This is a genomic window from Plantactinospora alkalitolerans (genome assembly GCF_015690345.1).
Lineage (GTDB): Bacteria > Actinomycetota > Actinomycetes > Mycobacteriales > Micromonosporaceae > Plantactinospora > Plantactinospora alkalitolerans.
The window spans coordinates 1-18,288 of the sequence record NZ_JADPUN010000117.1 but is presented as its reverse complement, the minus strand read 5'-3'; the positions used below and the strand labels follow the sequence as shown (position 1 = coordinate 18,288).

General features: G+C 71.1%; 16 protein-coding genes and 2 pseudogenes. 6 read left to right on the top strand and 12 right to left on the bottom strand.

The window, feature by feature from the left end; genetic code table 11:
- Positions 1-269: 269 nt before the first annotated feature.
- Positions 270-1,079 carry an LppU/SCO3897 family protein gene (locus I0C86_RS43200; protein ID WP_230393939.1) on the bottom strand — a complete coding sequence of 270 codons (810 nt, stop codon included), beginning with the start codon at positions 1,077-1,079 and terminating at the stop codon, positions 270-272.
- 187 nt (positions 1,080-1,266) lie between these two features.
- Here I0C86_RS43200 and I0C86_RS10675 point away from each other — a divergent pair, with 187 nt between their 5' ends.
- Positions 1,267-2,202 carry an EamA family transporter gene (locus tag I0C86_RS10675; protein ID WP_230393938.1) on the top strand — a complete coding sequence of 312 codons (936 nt, stop codon included), beginning with the start codon at positions 1,267-1,269 and terminating at the stop codon, positions 2,200-2,202.
- 37 nt (positions 2,203-2,239) lie between these two features.
- Here I0C86_RS10675 and I0C86_RS10670 read toward each other — a convergent pair whose 3' ends face one another.
- From I0C86_RS10670 to I0C86_RS10650, 6 genes and pseudogenes are all read right to left on the bottom strand, one after another.
- Positions 2,240-5,494 (bottom strand): UvrD-helicase domain-containing protein, encoded by a 3,255-nt coding sequence (locus I0C86_RS10670; RefSeq protein WP_407676295.1) that lies wholly within the window; start codon positions 5,492-5,494, stop codon positions 2,240-2,242.
- A gap of 725 nt (positions 5,495-6,219) precedes the next feature.
- Positions 6,220-7,107, bottom strand: a pseudogene (locus I0C86_RS10665) (metallophosphoesterase); the annotation flags it as partial.
- Positions 7,108-7,226: 119 nt separating this feature from the next.
- Positions 7,227-7,548, bottom strand: a pseudogene (locus tag I0C86_RS45420) (metallophosphoesterase); the annotation flags it as partial.
- Positions 7,549-7,563: 15 nt separating this feature from the next.
- Positions 7,564-7,830, bottom strand: a complete 267-nt coding sequence (locus I0C86_RS10660) for a MoaD/ThiS family protein (RefSeq protein WP_196201061.1) — start codon at positions 7,828-7,830, stop codon at positions 7,564-7,566.
- A 2-nt stretch (positions 7,831-7,832) separates the two neighbouring features.
- Positions 7,833-8,864 carry a GTP 3',8-cyclase MoaA gene (moaA, locus tag I0C86_RS10655; protein WP_196201067.1) on the bottom strand — a complete coding sequence of 344 codons (1,032 nt, stop codon included), beginning with the start codon at positions 8,862-8,864 and terminating at the stop codon, positions 7,833-7,835.
- Positions 8,865-8,887: 23 nt separating this feature from the next.
- Positions 8,888-9,778, bottom strand: coding sequence for a fructosamine kinase family protein (locus tag I0C86_RS10650; RefSeq protein ID WP_196201060.1), 891 nt, complete (start codon positions 9,776-9,778; stop codon positions 8,888-8,890).
- A gap of 68 nt (positions 9,779-9,846) precedes the next feature.
- Between I0C86_RS10650 and I0C86_RS10645 the strand changes: the two genes are divergently transcribed.
- The 3 genes from I0C86_RS10645 (at position 9,847) to I0C86_RS10635 (ending at position 12,250) form a co-directional block, all read left to right on the top strand.
- Positions 9,847-10,356 (top strand): GNAT family N-acetyltransferase, encoded by a 510-nt coding sequence (locus I0C86_RS10645; RefSeq protein WP_196201059.1) that lies wholly within the window; start codon positions 9,847-9,849, stop codon positions 10,354-10,356.
- Between the two features lie 68 nt (positions 10,357-10,424).
- The gene (locus I0C86_RS10640) at positions 10,425-11,078 is read left to right on the top strand and encodes a DUF1345 domain-containing protein (protein WP_196201058.1); all 654 of its coding nucleotides are present in this window, start codon (positions 10,425-10,427) and stop codon (positions 11,076-11,078) included.
- A 161-nt stretch (positions 11,079-11,239) separates the two neighbouring features.
- Positions 11,240-12,250: a mechanosensitive ion channel family protein gene (locus I0C86_RS10635; RefSeq protein ID WP_230393936.1), complete on the top strand. Its 1,011-nt coding sequence runs from the start codon at positions 11,240-11,242 to the stop codon at positions 12,248-12,250.
- A 119-nt stretch (positions 12,251-12,369) separates the two neighbouring features.
- Here the strand turns inward: I0C86_RS10635 and I0C86_RS10630 are convergent, their stop codons facing one another.
- The 3 genes from I0C86_RS10630 to I0C86_RS10620 form a co-directional block, all read right to left on the bottom strand.
- The gene (locus I0C86_RS10630) at positions 12,370-13,872 is read right to left on the bottom strand and encodes an alpha/beta fold hydrolase (RefSeq protein WP_196201057.1); all 1,503 of its coding nucleotides are present in this window, start codon (positions 13,870-13,872) and stop codon (positions 12,370-12,372) included.
- Positions 13,873-13,983: 111 nt separating this feature from the next.
- Positions 13,984-14,169, bottom strand: coding sequence for a DUF397 domain-containing protein (locus tag I0C86_RS10625; protein WP_196201065.1), 186 nt, complete (start codon positions 14,167-14,169; stop codon positions 13,984-13,986).
- Positions 14,166-14,951, bottom strand: a complete 786-nt coding sequence (locus I0C86_RS10620; protein WP_196201056.1) for a helix-turn-helix domain-containing protein — start codon at positions 14,949-14,951, stop codon at positions 14,166-14,168. Before I0C86_RS10620 ends, I0C86_RS10625 begins: the two co-directional genes overlap by 4 nt.
- A gap of 148 nt (positions 14,952-15,099) precedes the next feature.
- On the opposite strand from I0C86_RS10620, the gene I0C86_RS43195 reads away from it, so the two are divergent.
- Positions 15,100-15,597, top strand: a complete 498-nt coding sequence (locus I0C86_RS43195) for a hypothetical protein (protein WP_230393935.1) — start codon at positions 15,100-15,102, stop codon at positions 15,595-15,597.
- 128 nt (positions 15,598-15,725) lie between these two features.
- Positions 15,726-16,811, top strand: a complete 1,086-nt coding sequence (locus I0C86_RS10610; RefSeq protein WP_196201055.1) for a DUF4192 domain-containing protein — start codon at positions 15,726-15,728, stop codon at positions 16,809-16,811.
- 17 nt (positions 16,812-16,828) lie between these two features.
- On the opposite strand, the gene I0C86_RS10605 is transcribed toward I0C86_RS10610, so the two are convergent.
- Both I0C86_RS10605 and fdhD read right to left on the bottom strand, forming a co-directional pair.
- Positions 16,829-17,269 (bottom strand): nuclear transport factor 2 family protein, encoded by a 441-nt coding sequence (locus tag I0C86_RS10605; protein WP_323373576.1) that lies wholly within the window; start codon positions 17,267-17,269, stop codon positions 16,829-16,831.
- Positions 17,270-17,335: 66 nt separating this feature from the next.
- Positions 17,336-18,193, bottom strand: coding sequence for a formate dehydrogenase accessory sulfurtransferase FdhD (fdhD, locus tag I0C86_RS10600; protein ID WP_196201054.1), 858 nt, complete (start codon positions 18,191-18,193; stop codon positions 17,336-17,338).
- Positions 18,194-18,288: the final 95 nt, after the last annotated feature.

The window sequence follows — 18,288 nt, the reverse complement described above, 5'->3', positions numbered from 1 at the left end:
ATCTACGGATCACCTGCCCCACGTCAGCCCGACGACCCCAACGGGAGGCTCGTTGGGGTCGTCGGGCTGACGTGGGGCAGGTGATCCGTAGATCGACATCGTTCTCCAGGGTCGGGCCGCGCGTTCCGGGTGGTCGTACGGCAGCTGGGATGGCTGGTACACCCGTGGGGTGGGCGCGGAGTCGTACGCTGCGGCGGGTCGTGGAGCCTCCGCTTACGTTCTCGGGATGTTAGGGATACTCGGGATACCGGACGGAACCGCCTCGAAAGCTATCGTTTCCTGAGGCAGAGCACGAAGTCCAGTTCGTCGAGCTCGCTGTTGAAGAAGTAGAAGTTCGTGTAGTTCTGCACCTTCGCGCATTTCGCCTTGGCGTCGGTGGCGCCGGTCGTGGCGCCGTTGTACCGGGCGAGCACCTCGAAGGTCTGCGGCGCACAGATGGTGATGGCCAGGCTGGGCGCGTCCTCCGTGCCCTCGTTCGCCACACACTGCCCGGCCTTGACGAACCGCGCGTCGGTGGACGGCTCGGCTGCCGTGCTGGTCGGCGCCGGCTGGGCCGACGCCGTGGGCTGGTCGGCCGGCCCGGTGCTCGGCCCGCTGGTCGGCTGGGTTTCCGGAGTCGACTGATCCCCTTCGAACAGGTAGACGCCGATGGCCGCACCTCCGACCACCATCAGGGCCAGCGCGACGACTATCCCGACGAACGCCCGGCCTCTCCGTCCCTTCGGGGGCGGCTCGGGGGCGGAGGTGGACCAGTTCGGATCCCCGGCCGGTGGTGCCCAGATCGGGTCCGAACCGGACGGCGGCGGCGTCCAGGCCGCTGGCGGGGCGGCGAAGGGTACGGACCCACCGGGCTGCTGCGGCGTCGGCTGATATCCGGGGTAGCTGACCGGGGAGCCGGGTCCGGCCGGCGGCGCCGACGACTGCCCTCCACCCCAGTGACCGTGGCCGCCCGGCTGGTCGTGATCGCCCCAGGGGTCGGCTGGCTGGCCGTACTCGTCATCGGCCTGTCGGGTCGGGTCAGGCCACGGCTCCGACGGAGGGCCGGGATACGGCCCGCCGGGCGGTCCGTAATTGACCATCGACTGTCCTCCTGGTACGGAGCGGTGAGAGGCTCGCCACTCGCCTTCGACGGGATTGCTCTGGTCACCGTAGCGTGACCCCCCAATGAGCCCGCCTCCCGGAACCGCGCCAATCTCGCCTGCTGGCGCAGCCCCGGCCGGCCAACCGGCGGCCCTGGTGCCGGTGCCGGCGGGTGCCGCGACCGGGATGCCGAACCGGTCAGCGCTGATCTGGATGGCCCTGGCCATTGTCTACGTGGTCTGGGGCTCCACCTACCTCGGAATCCGGATCACGGTGGAGACCCTTCCGCCGCTGCTCTCGGCGGCCGCCCGGTTCGTGGTCGCCGCCGGGGTTCTCGTGCTGGTGCTCCGGATCCGGCGCGGCGCGGGCGGGCTGCGGGTGAACCGGCGCCAGTTGGGTTCGGCGGCACTGGTCGGTGTACTCCTGCTCGCCGGCGGCAACGGCCTGGTGGTGCTGGCCGAATCGGGCCCGCCCTCGATCGCGGTCTCCTCCGGGGTGGCCGCACTCCTGGTCGCCATCGTGCCGCTCCTGGTGGTGCTGCTCCGGACGGGTACCGGCGACCGGCCACGCCTGCCGACCGTGCTCGGCGTCAGCGTGGGCTTCGGCGGGCTGGTCCTGCTGGTGCTGCCGACCGGTGGGGCCGGTGCGGCGCCGATCGTCGGGGCGCTGATCGTGGTCGGCGCCTCCGTGTCCTGGTCCGTCGGGTCGTTCCTGTCCGGCCGGCTCGACATGCCGGAAGATCCGTTCGTGGCCACCGTGTACGAGATGCTGGCCGGATCCGCCGCTCTGCTCGTACTCGGCGTCGCCCGGGGCGAGTCGCGCGGCCTCGACCTGGCCGCCGTCTCCACCCGGTCGTGGCTGGCACTCGGCTACCTCGCGGTGGCCGGCTCACTTGTCGCCTTCACCGCGTACGTCTGGCTGCTGCACCACGCACCGATCTCGCTGGTCTCGACGTACGCCTACGTGAATCCCGTGGTCGCGGTCACGCTCGGCGCGTTGCTGCTCGCCGAGCCGGTCACCGGGCAGGTGCTGCTCGGCGGAGCGGTGATCGTGGTCGGTGTGGCGCTGGTCGTGTCGACCGAGCGACCGCGAACTGGCCGGCGTCGACCGGGCGACCGCTAGCCGGCCGGCGTTGACCGGGCGACCGCGAACTGGCCGGTCAGAGCAGCCGTAGCTGACGGTCCTTCGGACGGCGCGGCGCGGTGTCGCCGAGCCGCTCGAACAGCCCGGCGTCGATCGAGGTCAGGAACGGCGACGGTACGCAGTCCCGCTCCTGACCGTGCCGCAGCCGTCGGCCCACGTGGCTGAGATAGAGCCGGTCCTGTGCCCGGGTCAGGCCCACGAAGAACAGCCGGCGCTCCTCCGCCACGTCGTCGTCGCTCGGAGTCGTACCCGGGAACCGCAGCGGCAGCAGTCCGTCCTCGCAACCCGGCAGGAAGACCACCGGGAACTCCAGGCCCTTGGCGGCGTGCAGGGTGAGCAGGGTGACCGCCTCCGCCCGGGGGTCGAGCGCGTCGACCTCGGCCCCGGTCGACACCTGGGAGAGGAACAGCGTCAGGTCGTCGCCGCAGCGCCGGGCCAGCGGGGTGAGTACCTCCGCCGCCGCCCAGATGTCCTCCGGGCCGACGCCGCCGGTCGCGTCCAGCGTGGGTGCGGCGTGCCGCTCGGCGAGCACCTGCCCGGCCAGTCGTACCCGGGCGGCGACCGAGCCGCCGAGCCCGTCGGCGTGCCGGAGTTCCCGGGTGATCACCGATACGCCGGGCCGGTCCCGCAGTCGGTTGTGCGAGCGCTTCTGCACCGGAATGTTCGCCCGGGCGAGCGCGTCCAGGATCGGCGCCGCCTGGGCGTCGGTCCGGTAGAGCACGGCGATGTCGGAGAACGACACCTCCGTCGACCGGCCGTCGATCCGTCCCGAGTCCAGGGACCGGTGCGACAGCCCGCCGACGAGTTCGTCGACGGTGCGTACCACGAAGTCGGCCTCGTCCGCGACCGAGGCGGCGGGGTAGCGACCGACCAGCGGTGCCTCCGGGTCCAGCCGGGCCGGGTCGAGCCGCCGGCCACGGACCAGCGTGGTCGGCGCGATGGCCTGCACGGCGGCGGCCAGGATCGGTGCGGACGACCGGTAGTTGCGGGTCAGCCGGACCAGCCGGGCGTCGACGAAGTCCTCCGAGAACCGCAGGAAGTACGCCACGTCGGCGCCCCGGAACGAGTAGATCGCCTGGTCCGGGTCGCCGATCGCACAGAGGTTGCCGTCCGCCGGGCTGAGCAGCCGGAGCAGTTCGTACTGGGTGGCGTCCACGTCCTGGTACTCGTCGACGAAGATCCACCGCCAGCGGTCCCGGTACCGCTCGACCAGGGCCGGATCGTTGCCCAGCAGCGCCACCGGCAGGGTCACCAGCTCGTCCAGGTCGACCAGGTCGGCGGCGCGGAGCAACTTGACGTACGTCGCGTCGTCGTCCCCGGCCTCCGCCCGGGCGGTCGCCCGTTCGAGATCGTCGGCGATCCGGAATCCGTCCGGCAGGCCGGCGGCCCGGGCGTTCTCCCGCAGGATGGTGAGGCCGAGCGAGTGGAAGGTGCCGACCGTGACGTCCTCGGCGACCGGTCCGAGCAGTCCGTCCAACCGGGTACGCAGCTCCTCGGCGGCCCGCCGGGTGAAGGTGATCGCGAGGCAGTGCTCCGGATAGACGTTCAGTTCGGCGCAGAGGTACGCGATCCGGTGGGTGAGGGTGCGGGTCTTGCCCGTACCGGGTCCGGCGACGATCAGCAGCGGCCCACCCGGCGCGGAGGCGGCGACCCGCTGCATCGCGTCGAGCCGGTCGAGCAGCCCGGTGCCGACCTCCTCCATACCGGCGAGCATCGGCTCGAACGGCTCGTGTGGCGACGGCGGCGGGGCGAGCGGCGGCGCGGGCTCGGCCTGCGGCGCACCGGCCCGGGACCGTCGGCGCGGCTCCGTCGGCGTGGCAGGTGCCGATGCCGTACGCGCCTTCGCGGGCGTCTTCGGCTCCGCCGACGGTCGCGGCCGGGGCACCGGTACGTCGAACAGCGCGTCCGCGAAGAGCGTCTCGGCCTGGTTCCCGCCTCCGGTCCCGGCCCCGGAGCCGGACAGCTCACCGGGCTCGAAGAGGGTGATCACGCCGTACTCGCCGTCGTAGCCGGGTACCCGGCGGACCTGTCCCCGACGCAGCCGGTCGACCGCCTCGGCGATCAGTTCGCCCCCGACCCGCCGGACCTCGTCGACGGGGGTGACGGTGAGGATGTCCAGCTCTGAGCCGAGCCCGGCGACCAGGGTGTTGAGCTGCCCCTCGACCGTCTTCGACTTCGGCCCGACACTGTTGATCTCGCCGAGGATCTCGGCGAGCTGGATCAGGTGGGTCACCCCGGGAGCGCCGGTCGGGACGTACCCGTCGGGCCGGTCGGCCAGGTCCTCGACCCGGCTCAGTACCCCCACCGTGAGCGGCTTGCCGCACTCCGGGCAGCGTCCGCCCGCCGCCCGGGTACGTTCCGGCGCCCAGTTGACGCCGCACAGCCGGTGCCCGTCGGCGTGGTACTTGCCCTCCTCCGGGAAGAACTCGATCGTGCCCCGCAGCCCGTCCCCGGTACGCAGCGCCTCCCGTACCGCGAAGTAGTCCAGCTCGGTGGCGAAGACGGTGGCCTCCCGGGCCAGCGCCGGCGGCGAGTGGGCGTCGGAGTTGGAGACCAGCCGGTAGCGGTCCAGGCTGGAAACCCGCCAGTTCATCGCGGGGTCGGAGGAGAGCCCGGTCTCGACCGCGAAGATGTGCTCGGCGAGGTCGGCGTAGCAGTCCGCGATGGCGTCGAAGCCGGACTTCGAGCCGAGCGCGGAGAACCACGGGGTCCAGATGTGCGCCGGCACCAGGTAGCCGTCGGGGCTCGCCTCCAGGACGATTTCCAGCAGGTCCCGGGAGTCGAGTCCGAGGATCGGCCGACCGTCGGAGCCGATGTTGCCGATCCGGCCGAGCACGGTGTTGAACCGGGCCACCGCGTCCAGGTCGGGCAGGTAGATCAGGTGGTGCACCTTCCGGGTACGGTCGTCTCGCTTGTAGATGGTGGAGATCTCCACGCTGAGCGCGTACCGCACAGGGTTGGCCTCGGCGACGCTGGCCAGCCGCGGCGGCAGCCGGCGGGCGATGTCCCGCTCCACCTCCGGGTCGAGCCGGTACAGGCCCGGCTCGGCCGGCCGCAGCGTCTCCCGCAGGTGCTCGTACCAGGCGGGATGGGTGAAGTCGCCGGTACCGAGCAGGCTGATTCCCTTGCGCCGGGCCCACCAGGCGAGGTTCGGCATCGTGAGGTCACGGCTGCAGGCTCGCGAGTATTTCGAGTGGATGTGCAGGTCCGCGACGAAGGGCACGGCGCCGGGAAGGGAGCCGTCAGCGGATGCGGCGCGCAACGGAAACACGCCGCATCCTGTCACGGGCCGGTACGTGAGCGCCCGTCGCCACGCGAGAGTGTGATTCCGCACCCGCCCCCGGGTTGGCCAGCGTTGTGGTCAATCGGGGCCAGTGGTTCCGTCGAACCGGCTGCGTCAACCGGACAGACGGGCGCGGGCCGCCCGTCGGCGCGAGCAGCGAGCAGCGGACCGTGCCGTAGGCACTGCCGTGCCCTGATGACCACGGTGCCGAGGCTGACGGGGCCGCAGCGCCTACGTCCCGGTTATAGACTTCGAGGCGGCTAGGGGGCATAGATGGCGACGGATCCTACTCGGCCTCTGCGATACTACGGCGGGCTTGCCGTGATCATTTTCGCGATCGCACCGCCACTGTTGCTGAGCCTGCTACTCAGTCAGGACAGCGCACCGAGTGCCGTCATCGCCCTACTCGCGGTCGGCGTCCCTATCAATCTCGTGGCGGTCTACCACGCGGTTCGCGGGATGGCCGGATCCGTCCCAGAAGCCGCAGAACGGCGGATTGGGATTGGGTTGGGCCTCGTCGCCGTAAGCGGTGTTCTGATGATCGGCGGCAACGCCCTACTCACATAGCTACGCAGAGATTCGACGGTCACCGGGGGAGAGATGACGTTCAAGGTAGATCCAGCGGCCCTGCTGGGCTATTCCGCCCAGGTGGGGCGAGCAAAGGAGGACGCCGTCGAGTGCCAGAAGTACTTTGCCGCCAACTGATGTCGTTGCTACGCCGAGCGCAGTTCGACGAGGGTGACCTGCGGCGGGGCGCCGACCCGCACGGGTGGGCCCCAGAAGCCGGCGCCGTTGGTGACGTAGAGCTGGGTGCCGTCGATGGTGGCGTGCCCGGAGACGACCGGCTGTTGCAACCCGACCAGGTAACTGAACGGCACGATCTGCCCGCCGTGGGTGTGGCCGGAGAGTTGCAGGTCGACGCCGTGCTTCGCCGCCTCGTACACGTTGATGGGCTGGTGGGCGAGGAGCACCACCGGTCGGCCCGGATCCCGGCCGCCGAGCGCGGCGTCGAAGTCGGGACCGGCGGCGACGTCCAGGGTGTCGCCGGCCAGGTCGTTCACGCCGGCCAGGTCGAGGACGCCACCCCGGGCCAGGATCTCCTGGCGCTGGTTCTGGAGCACCCGGAGCCCCAGCCGGTCGACCTCGACCACCCACTCCTCGACCCCGGAGTAGTACTCGTGGTTGCCGGTGACGAAGAAGCTGCCGTACCGGGCGCGTAGGTCGCGCAGGGGCGCGGCGGCGTCGCCGAGTTCGCCGACCGTGCCGTCGACGAGGTCACCGACCACCGCCACCACGTCGGCGTCGAGCCGGTTGATGGTCGCCACGATCCGCTCGGTGTGCGCCCGGCCGGCCAGCGGTCCGATGTGGATGTCCGAGACGGTGGCGATCCGCAGCCCGTCCATGCTCCGGGGGAGTTTGGCCAGCGGGATCTGGACCCGGTCGATCTGCGGCGGTCCGAGCGCGGTCCGGACGCCGTACCCGACGAGCCCGGTGGCGGTGAGTCCGGCGAAGATGGCCGCGCCCCGGGCGAGCAGGAGCCGTCGACCGGGGTCGTGATCCGGTGCGACGGGCCCGCCCTCCGCCGTGGGCGGCGTAGCCGGCACCGGAGGGGCCGCCGCCTCTGCGGTCGCGTTGCGGGTCGCCTCTGCGGTCGCGTTGCGGGTCGCCTCCGTGGTCGCGTCGCCGGCCACGGCGGTCACGCCGCTGGCCATCGCCGGTACGGCGGGTACGGCGGCCCGGGTACGCCGGCCGAGTACCAGCCGGACCGCCAGCATCGGCAGCTCCAGCACCACCATCAGGACGAGCAGGTAGAACATGACGGCGAGCCAGAGGTAGCCCGGCCAGGCCAGCCAGTAGAAGCCCTCTCGGGTGCCGATCAGGGTGGCCGGGGTGAGCAGGGCCAGCACCAGCATCGTTCCGCCGCCGGCCCGGCGCCAGCGGCCCGGCCGGATGGTGTCCCGGACCAGCCGCTTCCAGAGGTAGAGATGGATCAGGCCGGTGACCAGCGCCAATGTTCCGGCGAAGCCCAGCACGGCGAACATCCGGGCGCCCCTTTCTCAGCCGCCGGCGAACGGCGGCAGCACGTCGACCGTCGCTCCCGGCGGCAGCGGCGCCTGACGATCATGCCAGGCGACGCCGTCGACCAGGAAACTCGCCATCTCCAGTACGGTGCCGAGCCGGGCACCGTGCCGGACCGCCAACTCGTCGGCGAGGTGGTCGAGGCTGTGTCCGCCGGGCACCGTCTCCTCGGGAACTCCGGCGGCGGCGCGGGCGGCCGCGAAATAGCGTACGACCAGGGGCGTACCGGTGGATGTCGGGTCCATGGTCAGCCGCCGATCGCCGACATCGGGCGTACCGGCTGGAGGAAGGAGGGATCGTCGATTCCGTGCCCGGCCCGCTTGCCCCACATCGCTGTCCGCCACCGGCGGGCCAGTTCCTCGTCGTCGGCACCGGCCCGCAGTGCGGTACGCAGATCCGACTCCTCGGTCGCGAACAGGCAGGCCCGGACCTGACCGTCGGCGGTGAGCCGGGTCCGGTCGCAGTCGCCGCAGAACGGTCGGGTCACGCTGCCGATCACCCCGACCCGGGCCGGCTGGCCGGCGGAGTCGGTCCAACCGTCGACCAGCCAGGTTTCGGCCGGTGCCCCGCCCCGCTCGACCGGGTCGGGAAGCAGGGCGAACTCGGCCTGGAGGGCGGCGAGGATCTCCTCGGCGGTGATCATCGTCGACCGGTCCCAGCCGTGCTGGGCGTCCAGTGGCATCTGCTCGATGAAGCGCAGCTCGTAACCGTGGTCGAGTGCGAAGCGCAGCAGCGCCGGTGCCTCGTCGTCGTTGACTCCGCGCATCAGCACCGAGTTGATTTTCACCGGGGTCAGGCCGGCCGCCACCGCCCCCGCCAACCCGGCCAGTACGGCGGGCAGCCGGGGACGCCGGGTCAGCTCGGTGAACCGGGTCGGGTCGAGGGTGTCCAGCGAGACGTTGACCCGGTCGAGACCGGCGGCGCGCAGCGGCGCGGCGAGCCGGTCGAGCCCGATACCGTTGGTGGTCAGCGACAGCACCGGCCGTGGTGAGAGTTCGGCGACGGCGGCGACGATCCCGACCAGGCCGGGACGGATCAGCGGCTCGCCGCCGGTGAACCGGACCTCGTGCACTCCGAGCAGGCGTACCGCCACGCCGACCAGACGGATGATCTCGGCGTCGGTGAGCACCTCGGAACCCGGCAGCCAGGGCAGCCCTTCCGCCGGCATGCAGTACGTGCACCGCAGGTTGCAGCGGTCGGTGAGCGAGACGCGGAGGTCGGTCGCCACCCGACCGTACCGGTCGATCAGCCCCCCGACGTCCGGCCGGACAGCCGGAATGGTCATCGCTCGACGGTAGCGCGTCACACCGACAGTGCGGCGCGGGCCGCCGTACCTACCGCATCCCGGTACGCGGCGCCGAACGACGCGGTGTGCACCAGCAGCAGGTGCAACTGGTGCACCGGAATCCGCTCCCGCCATCCGTCGGCGAGCGGCCACACCTCCTGGTACGCCGCCAGGATCTCCTCCAGGTGGGGCGCACCGCCGAAGAGGGCGAGCTGGGCGAGGTCGGTCTCCCGGTGCCCGCCGTGCGCCGCCGGGTCCACCAGCCAGCCCCGTCCGTCGACACCCCACAGCACGTTGCCCGGCCACAGGTCGCCGTGGATCCGGGCCGGCGGCTCGGCGCCGCCGTACTCGTCGATCCGGTCGATGACCTGCTCCACCAGGGTGACCTCGGCCCCGGAGAGCGCACCGCCGTCGACCGACCGCCGCAGGTAGGGCACGAGCCGACGCCGCGCGAACCAGCCCGGCCAGGGACCGTCGGACGGGGTGTTGTCCTGCGACAGCGCCCCGATGAAGCCCGGCCACTCCGCGCCGAAGGCCGGGGCGCCGGCCCGGTGCAGCGCCGCCAGGCCGGCACCGAACCGCCGCGCCGCCTCCGGGGTCGCGGCACCCGGCTCCACCCACTCCAGTGCCAGCAGTTCGGGCAGCGCCACGATCACCTCCGGCACCGGAACGGCGTCCGCCTCCCGCAACCAGCGCAGCCCGGCGGCCTCGGTGTCGAAGAAATTGTCGGGTATGCCGCCGGGGTCGTTCTCCGGCCAGGTCTTGGCGAACACCGAGTTGCCGTCGTCGAGGGTGAGCCGGCTGGCGGTGCAGATGTTCCCACCCGAGACCGGCGTCTCCCGGATCCGCTGATGGGTGAGGAACAGGGGAAGCTGCGCCGGATGCGCCCGGAGATACGCCAGGTCCATCTGCGCAAGGTAGCTGTTCTTGGGCAACCGGGTGTCGCGCGGCGGCGATCCGGAGTAGATATGAGCCTATGACCGCTACGGCGATCCGTCCGTACCGGCCGTCCGACCATCGGGCCGGACGGCAGCTCTGGGTCGAGCTGGCCGAGCAGCACCGCGAGCTGTACGACGACCCGACCTTCGGCGGTGCCGATCCCGGCGCCGGATTCGAGGAGTACCTGACCCGACTCGACCTATCCGGAGTCTGGGTCGCCGAGCAGCCCGACGCCGGAGTGGTCGGGCTGATCGGTCTGATCATGGATGGCCGGGTCGGCCGGGTCGAACCGGTGGTCGTCACCGCCCGCCTCCGGGGCCAGGGAATCGGCCGGGCCCTGCTCGACGAGGTCGCCAACCAGGCCCGCCGACGTGATCTCGCCCGGCTCACCGTGATGCCGCAGTCGCGCAACGTCAACGCGCTGCGCTGCCTGCGCGGCGCCGGCTACGACGTACTCTCCGCCGTCGAGCTGACCGTCGAACTGCGGTCCTCGCCCGGCACCCGCGAGGGTTCCATCGAACTGCACGGACAGCAGTTCCACACCTGAGCGCCAGTCCGGGAACTGGTACGGCATGGCTGGCCGGCCTTCCTTCGAACGCCTGGAATCCTGAGCCCATGGGTCAGGTCACAATGCGAACGCCGGACCGGATCCTCTCCGTCCGGCGCCTGTCGATCTCGCTGGCCGTCGGCGCCGTCGTCGCCGCGGCCGTCGGGGTGCTCGGGTTCCCCGAACTGTTTCCGCTGGTCGGCTGGAACGTGGCCACCACCGTCGTGCTGGTCTGGGTCTGGCGGATCAGTTGGCGTCAGGGTCCAGAGGGCACCGAACGACTCGCCGAGGAGGAGAGCCGGTCACGCTCCACCGACGGCGCGGTGCTGATCGCCGCGGTGGCCAGCCTCGGCGCCGTGGCCTGGGCCCTCGTCCGCTCGTCGAGCAACCAGGACGCGCTCGCGGTCACCCTGGCCATCGTGAGTGTGCTCACGGCGATCCTGTCCTGGGGATTGATGAACACCGTGTTCGCCCTCAAGTACGCACGCATGTTCTACCTCGAGGACGGCGGGATCGACTTCAAGCAGAGCGAGCTGCCGGCCTACAGCGACTTCGCCTACCTGGCATTCACCGTCGGCATGTCCTTTGCCGTATCGGAGAGCGAACCGGCCAGTACGCGGATCCGGAAGACCGCCCTTGGCCACGCGCTGCTGTCCTACCTGTTCGGCACGGTCATCCTCGCCGTGGCCGTGAACCTGGTGACCGGACTGGGCGGATCCTGATCAACCAGGCTTCACGCAAGCCCGGCGGCACGGTCGGTCCACGGAGGCGCGACCGTTGGCGATATGGGCCCCGTCGCCGCCGCTCGGTGTCAAGCTGATGCGGTACCACGGAGTGAGGAGCCGCGAAGGATGGGGACCAGGACCGCAGCGGACGGGGTCCCTTGCGCGCAGCGTTGATCGTGCTGACCGCCGTCGGCGCGGCCGTGGTGGTGGACCTGTTGACCGGCGTGCTGGTCCGCCGGTTCGCCCGTGGCCGCTACCGGTGGCTGCTGACCCCACTGCGCCAGGCCTGCCGCCGCCCGACCACGGTGGTGCTGCTGCTCGCGGCGCTGCACGTCGCGCTGCCACCGGACGGAAACGAGTGGGTCCGCCTGGTTCGCCATGGCATCCTGTTGCTGCTGATCGCCTGCGCAGGATGGCTGGTGGTCAAGGCGCTGCACGTCGCCGAGGGCGTCGCGTTCAGCCGGCTGCCGGGCGAGACGGTAGCCGACCGCAGAATCCGCCGTGCCCGTACCCAGATCCGCCCGGTACGCCGACTGACGTCGGCTGTCGTCGTAGTGGTGGCGGTCGGCCTGATCCTGGTCACCTTCCGGCCCGTACGCTCGTTCGGGCTCACCTTCCTGACCTCGGCAGGCGTGATCGGCGCGGTGATCGGCCTGTCCGCCCGGACCGCGCTCGGCAACGCCTTCGCCGGCATCCAGGTCGCCTTCGCGGACAGTCTGCATGTCGACGACGTGCTGGTGATAGACGGCGAATGGGGCCGGGTCGAGGAGGTGAAACTGACCAACGTGGTGATCCGGCTATGGGACGACCGGATGCTCGTCCTGCCCACCACCTACTTCACCGAACACACCTTCCAGAACTGGACGCGGCACGAGACCCGGGTGGTCGGCGAGATCCGCATTCACCTGGATCACACCGCCGACCTGGACGACCTCCGGCAGGCGACCAGACGGATCGTCGAGTCGTCGCCGCTGTGGGACCGGCACCAGTGGGTGTTGCAGATGGTCGACGCCACCCCGCAGACCGTGGTCATCCAGGTCCAGGCCTCCGCCGCGGACGGGCCGAGCGCCTGGGATCTCCGCTGTGACATTCGCGAGGGCCTGATCCATTACCTGCGGGACACCCATCCGCAATGGCTTCCCCGCACCCGTGGCGAGTACCAGCCCTGACGCCCGTCCACCGGCGAGTGTGCTCGCTGGCCACGTCCGGAAGTTCGCGAGCCTCCTGCCGCTCGCTGCCGATCGGCAGGAGGCGCAGGGCTCACTCGGTCCAATCCCTCAGGCCACGGTCAGCAGGCCAGGTCGGTCGCGGGTAGCCGATCCGTGACGAGGTAGTCGGTCACCGCGGCGGACATGCAGGCGGTGGTCTGGCCGCTGAACAACGGAGCGTGTACTCGCCGGTCGACGGTGACCAGTCGTGACCCCCGGATCGCCGCCCGGGTGGCGACCGAGTTCGACAACGGCACGGCCGCGTCGTGCAGCGCCGCGAGCACCAGCGCGCCCGGCGCCCGGTCGGCCGACAACGGGGGTGTGGCATCCCGGGCGAACGGCCAGAAGGCACACGGGTTGACGTTGGCGTTCGCGGGGCCGTACACCGGGAAGCGGGAGGTCAGCGCGGCCAGGTCTCGCTCGTAGACGCCGAGGTCACGTGGCCAGCCGTGATCCCCGCAGCGGAATGCCTGGTTCACGGCGGTGTGGTTGTCGGCGGGCACGCCGGGTGTGCCGGGGAGCGCGGACGGCCGGATCGCCAGCGGGATCGGCGGCGGCGAGCCGGCGAAGATGGCCGCCGCGTCCAGGGCGACCACCGGCCACAACTGGTCGAAGAGCGTGGCCAGCAGGAACAGGTATCCGAGCTCCCCGAAGGTCCAGGCGTGGTCGCCCGCGACGATCGGCTCGGCGTTGGCGCGGGCCAGCGCGGCGGTGATCGTGGCCCGCGCCTGCGCCGCCGTGGCACCGAGGTGGTAGGTCTGGTCGTTCGCGGCGAGCCAGTCCACGAACGCCGTGAAGTTCTCCTCCATCGCACCGGTGCGCTGAAGCTCAAAGCCGCGCCAGACGGTGTCCAGGCTCGGCGGGCTGTCCAGCACCAGCCGGTCCGTCCGGCCCGGGAACAGTGTGCTGTAGACAACGCCGAGGAGCGCCGCGTACGAGCCGCCAACGTACGAGATCCGCGGTTCGCGCAACACCGCGCGAATGAGGTCCATGTCCCGGGCCGCGTTGGCGGTCGTCGCGTACGGCAGCGCCCAGCCGGCGGACCGCTGACACGCCTGGGCCTGTGCGCGCGCCTCCGCGACGGTGCGGTCGAACGTCTGGTAGCCGTCGATCCGGACCCAGTACCCGCCCGGCTCTTCAGCCGGCTGCCCGCAGGTGATCGGCGTGCTGCGCTCCACGAAACGCACGTCGAATCCGATCAGGTCGTAGCTGGCCAGCACGGCCGGGTCGAGGCTGCGGCTGAGCTGGTCCGGCAGCGGCACGCCGGCACCGCCCGGTCCGCCCTCGGTGGTGAGCAGGATGCCGCGCCGCCGGGCCGGATCGGTCGCCGGCAGCCGAGAGATCGTCACGGTGATCGCACGCGCGCCCGGGTGCCGGTAGTCCAGTGGCACCCGCACGGCGGCGCAGCTCAACCGTGGATTGTCCACACCCGCGCACGCCACCCAGGTCAGCCGCTGTTGCCGGTACGCCTCCAGCGAATCGGCCGTCGACGCCGGCCGAGGGCCGGCGATGGCCGGAGTCGGCGCGAGCAGCGCTAAGCAGAGTCCGACGCCGACCAACCGCGACAGTCCGCTCGTTCCCATCAGACCTCCACCCGTCGGCCAGCAAGACATCGAAGAGAGGCGATATCGAGCCGACTCTACCGGGTCACCGAGGCGTGCCGGCAGAGGAACCGGGGCGGGGCTGGGGCGGTATTACGGCCGCTGCGCGATTTCGGTGACGAAGGTGTGCCAGGCGGTGGGGCTGAAGGTTAGGGTGCCGCCGTCGCGGTCCTTGGTGTCCCGGACCAGTACCCGGTCGGGCAGGTTGTCCGCGACCTCGACGCAATCCCCGCCGTTCGGAGTGGAGCGTGTGCTCTTGCGCCAGGCGGCGCCGGTCAGGTCCATGACTTTGCCACTTCCTCGATGAGGCACAGGGACTGGCGGGCGGGCAGTGCCACCGCGCCGACACTATCCCAGACCGCATCCAGGGTGGCGACTTGATTCGGGTTGGTGACGGTCTGCCCTTCCAGGTGGTTGTCCAGGTAGCCGACGTCCTCGGCGTCGATGAAGCTGGCCAGCGCCAGCGGACCGCCCCAGCCGAGATGGGCCGGAGCGTCGGCCGGAACGACCCGGATGGTGATGTTGGGGCGTTCGGCCAGCGTCACGAGATGGTGCAGTTGTTCCGGCATGATCTCCGGCTCTCCACGTCGGAGAGCCAGTTCGTCGACAACGGCCGAGATGCGCGGTGGATCCTTCCGGTCAAGAATTGACTGGCGACTCAATCGGAGTTCGACTCGGCGCTCCACTTCTTGGGGCTGGAGTGGTCCGCACGACAGGACCATCCGCGCGTACCGCTCGGTTTGAAACAATCCGGGGATCACCAGGGCACCGTACAGCCGGAGCGCGACGGCCTTCTCTTCGTACTCCAGCCAGGGGCGCAGCCACGCGGGTGCGAGTTCGTTCTTGACGAAGCTCTCGTAGAAGACCGTCAGCGAGGTGCCGAACTCCTTGTCGACAGCCCCCAGATAGTCCGTCTTTGCTGGTCGCGTACCGCGTTCCACGGCGCTGACGTGTTGCGCGGAGAAGTAGACGCGGGACCCCCACTCGTCCTGGCTGAGTCCCTCAGCCTCCCTCCGGCGGCGCAACTCCCATAGCAGAAACTCGCTCGCCGACATACCCATTCGCGTTCTCCGTCTCTCTACGAGGGGCCGGCAATCAACTACCACCGGATACGTGCTGCTCGCGGAAACCACCCGTCCGCCGCCCATCTTCCGGTGCGGAGCATCGCCAGTCCAGAGTAGAAGATCCGATAGGGCGGAGGAGGCACCGATGAAATTGCGACGCCGGATCAAGCCACGCCATCGCCGGGACTGGCACCGACTCTGGCGTTACTGCCGCTGCGGGTTCCGGTGGCGCTGTCCGGACTCGGTGGAACCCGTTCCGATGCCGTATCCGCCACCCCCGGTGCCCCTGCTTCCTCCGGCACCGCCGACTGACACCCGGATGCCGAACAGCCGCTTTCCGTTCCGGAGCACGGGGAGCCTCCGTCGGCCGCACGCCCGGTTCCGTCCGCACACGGCGACGCGCCCGCTGTTTCTCTGCCGCGAGTGCGGTGCTCCCTGGCCCTGCCAGCCGGCCCGGCTGTCCCTGCTCGTCGCCTACCGGGACGATCTGCCCGGCCTGCGGACGCATCTCGCGAGCAAGCTACTGGCCGCGATCGGCGACCAGCCACGACTGGACCCGCTCGGCCTCGCCGTCCGGTTTCTCGGTTGGCTACCGACGCGCGCGGATCCCGCCGAACCGCACGGACAGCAACCTCATGGCTAACGCGACGGGACGCGTTTCGTGGCTGAGCAGGAAAACTACTGGGAGTAGCTGTGGATGAGTGGGCGTGTCGTCCACAGTCCGTAACGAGACGCTTCCGATCAACGGTGCGTCCGGCCACGCTGCCCGTCATGAACTCGACCGACCGGAACACCAGCGACCGGGCCATCCTGACCGTCCGCTCGACGGCGGACCTGCTCGCCGCCGTCCCGTACCTGCTGGGGTTCCATCCCGCCGACAGCGTGGTGGTGGTCGCGATGCGCGGCAACCGGGTGGTCTTCGTCGCCCGGGGCGACCTGCCCGGCGCGGAGGACGTACCGGAGACCGGCGAGGCCGCCGACCACCTCGCGGCAGTCGTCGCCCGGCAGGAGGTCGAGACCACGACCATCATCGGGTACGGCCCACCGGAGCGGGTCACCCCGATCGTCGACCTGGTGACCGCCGCTCTGGGTCGGGTTGGTCTGTCCGTCGTCGACGCGATCCGGGTCACCGGCGACCGCTACTGGTCGTACGTCTGCACCGAGCTGGAGTGCTGCCCGGCCGAGGGTACCCCGTTCGACGCCTCGACGAGCCAGCTCGCCGCGGCGGCCACCTTCGCCGGCCAGGTGGCCCTGCCCGACCGGGACGCCCTGGTCCGGCAGATCGCCCCGGTCGAGGGTTCCGCCCGGGACGCGATGCGGGAGGCGACCAGAAGGGCGGAGATACGCCTGCGCGCGTTGCTGGACAAGGCTCCGGCGACCGATCTGTTCGCCCGCCGGGCACTACGCCGCGCCGGCCGCACGGCGGTACGGGTGGCGCTCGACCGGTACCGCCGCGACGGCCAGCTCACCGACGACGAGGTGGCCTGGCTCAGCCTGCTTCTGGTGCACCTGCCGGTCCGGGATGACGCCTGGCAGCGGACCGGCGGCGAGGACTGGCAGGTGACCCTCTGGGTGGATGTCCTGCGTCGGGTCGAGCCGGACCTGGTCCCCGCCCCGGCGAGCCTGCTCGCCTTCGCCGCCTGGCGCGCCGGCCAGGGGGCGCTGGCCACCGTGGCGGCGGAGCGCGCCCTGGCGGCCCAGCCCGACTACTCGTTCGCGCTCCTCCTGACCGAGGCGTTGCAGGCCGGTATCGGTCCGTCGGCCCTCGATGGCTGGCCCGAGCCTGGTCGGCCGGCACGATCCCGCCGCCGGAAGCACCAGGATCGACCGGTCGATCCGTCAGGATCGATCGAATGACTGGCGGCAGAGCGCCGCTACTCCTCGCAGGCAAGGGCGACGGAGAGGCTGTCCTCGTAGACGTGGTGCCGGACGATCAACCCGTTCTCGACGGTCAGGTGGAGCGCGAACCGGGTGCTGAACCGCTTTCCGGTGGCACGTACGGTCTGCGCGGTCTCGCCGATCACGACCGCGTCCGGACCGTCCACCAGAATTCTGTCGATCGTCGCGGAACCCTGCCCGGGAACGCTGCTCGCGGCGAGGGTCCGGTGATGGTCGGCGACGTCGGCCCGGGTGGACCGGGGACGGATCCACGGCACCGCCTCGTGGCTCGGCTGCGGCCAGTTGACCTGCCAGTCGACCTTCTCCGCGTAGAGCGCGGCGGTGTGATCCGGATCCCCCTCGCCGATCCGGCGCAGAAACTCCTCGACGGTGGCTCGGGTGTCCAGGGCGGGCCTTGCGGTGCTGGTCGCGTTCACCCGTCGAGCCTGTCAGCCAGGAGGCGATCCCGCGATTACCCGACGGGTAAAGCGGCAGCCAGGGGATCAGACCTTGATCCGGGTCTCTCCGGCGTAGACGTTCATGGTGGCGCCCCGGAGGAAGCCGACCAGGGTCATCCCGGCCTCGGTGGCGAGTTCGGCGGCGAGCGTGCTCGGCGCGGAGACGGCGGCGAGCAGGGGAATTCCGGCCATCCACGCCTTCTGGGTCAGCTCGAAACTGGCCCGGCCGGAGACCAGCAGCAGATGCCCGGCCAGCGGCAGCCGCCGCTCCCGGACCGCCCAGCCGATCACCTTGTCCACCGCGTTGTGCCGGCCGACATCCTCGCGGAGGGTCACCAACTCCCCGTCGGCGGTGAAGAGGCCGGCGGCGTGCAGCCCGCCCGTCCGGTCGAAGCCACGCTGGGCGGCACGCAGCCGGTCCGGCAGGTCGGCGAGGGTACGCGCCGGCACGGTGACCGGGTCGTCCGACACGTCGTACCGGGAGCGGGTCCGGATGGCATCGATGCTGGCCTTGCCACACACCCCGCACGAACTGGTGGTGTAGAAGTTGCGCGCCGGGTCGGTGGCCGGCGCGGGTACGTCGTCGGCGAGCACGACGTCGACCACGTTGTAGGTGTTCGGCGTGTCGGTGCCGGCGCACAACTGGGCGGTACGCACGTCGTCGGTGGACCGGATGATGCCCTCGGTGAGCAGGAAGCCGATCGCCAGGTCGAGATCGTCGCCAGGGGTACGCATGGTGACCGCGAGCGGAGCGCGTCGACCGGTCCCGGCAGGCCCCACCCGGATCTCCAGCGGCTCCTCGGCGGCCAGGTTGTCCGGCCGGCGTACGGCGGGGCGTCCGTCCGCCGCACCGGATTCCAGATCTATCCGCAGCACTGTCCGGCGCGCACTGGCTCGTCCCATTCCGTCATCCTCTCTCGCGGCCCGCGATCCGCAGGCGGAAGCCCCGGCTACCGTTACCGGATGACCGGGTTCGCGGCGGTGGTGCTGGCGGGTGG

What these genes read in the sequence shown, in the direction of transcription:
- I0C86_RS43200 (WP_230393939.1), bottom strand. Translation starts at nt 1,079, where the DNA reads ATGGTCAATTACGGACCGCCCGGCGGGCCGTATCCCGGCCCTCCGTCG.
- I0C86_RS10675 (WP_230393938.1), top strand. Translation starts at nt 1,267, where the DNA reads ATGCCGAACCGGTCAGCGCTGATCTGGATGGCCCTGGCCATTGTCTAC.
- I0C86_RS10660 (WP_196201061.1), bottom strand. Translation starts at nt 7,830, where the DNA reads ATGGACCCGACATCCACCGGTACGCCCCTGGTCGTACGCTATTTCGCG.
- I0C86_RS10650 (WP_196201060.1), bottom strand. Translation starts at nt 9,778, where the DNA reads ATGGACCTGGCGTATCTCCGGGCGCATCCGGCGCAGCTTCCCCTGTTC.
- I0C86_RS10645 (WP_196201059.1), top strand. Translation starts at nt 9,847, where the DNA reads ATGACCGCTACGGCGATCCGTCCGTACCGGCCGTCCGACCATCGGGCC.
- I0C86_RS10640 (WP_196201058.1), top strand. Translation starts at nt 10,425, where the DNA reads ATGGGTCAGGTCACAATGCGAACGCCGGACCGGATCCTCTCCGTCCGG.
- I0C86_RS10630 (WP_196201057.1), bottom strand. Translation starts at nt 13,872, where the DNA reads ATGGGAACGAGCGGACTGTCGCGGTTGGTCGGCGTCGGACTCTGCTTA.
- I0C86_RS10620 (WP_196201056.1), bottom strand. Translation starts at nt 14,951, where the DNA reads ATGGGTATGTCGGCGAGCGAGTTTCTGCTATGGGAGTTGCGCCGCCGG.
- I0C86_RS43195 (WP_230393935.1), top strand. Translation starts at nt 15,100, where the DNA reads ATGAAATTGCGACGCCGGATCAAGCCACGCCATCGCCGGGACTGGCAC.
- I0C86_RS10610 (WP_196201055.1), top strand. Translation starts at nt 15,726, where the DNA reads ATGAACTCGACCGACCGGAACACCAGCGACCGGGCCATCCTGACCGTC.
- fdhD (WP_196201054.1), bottom strand. Translation starts at nt 18,193, where the DNA reads ATGGGACGAGCCAGTGCGCGCCGGACAGTGCTGCGGATAGATCTGGAA.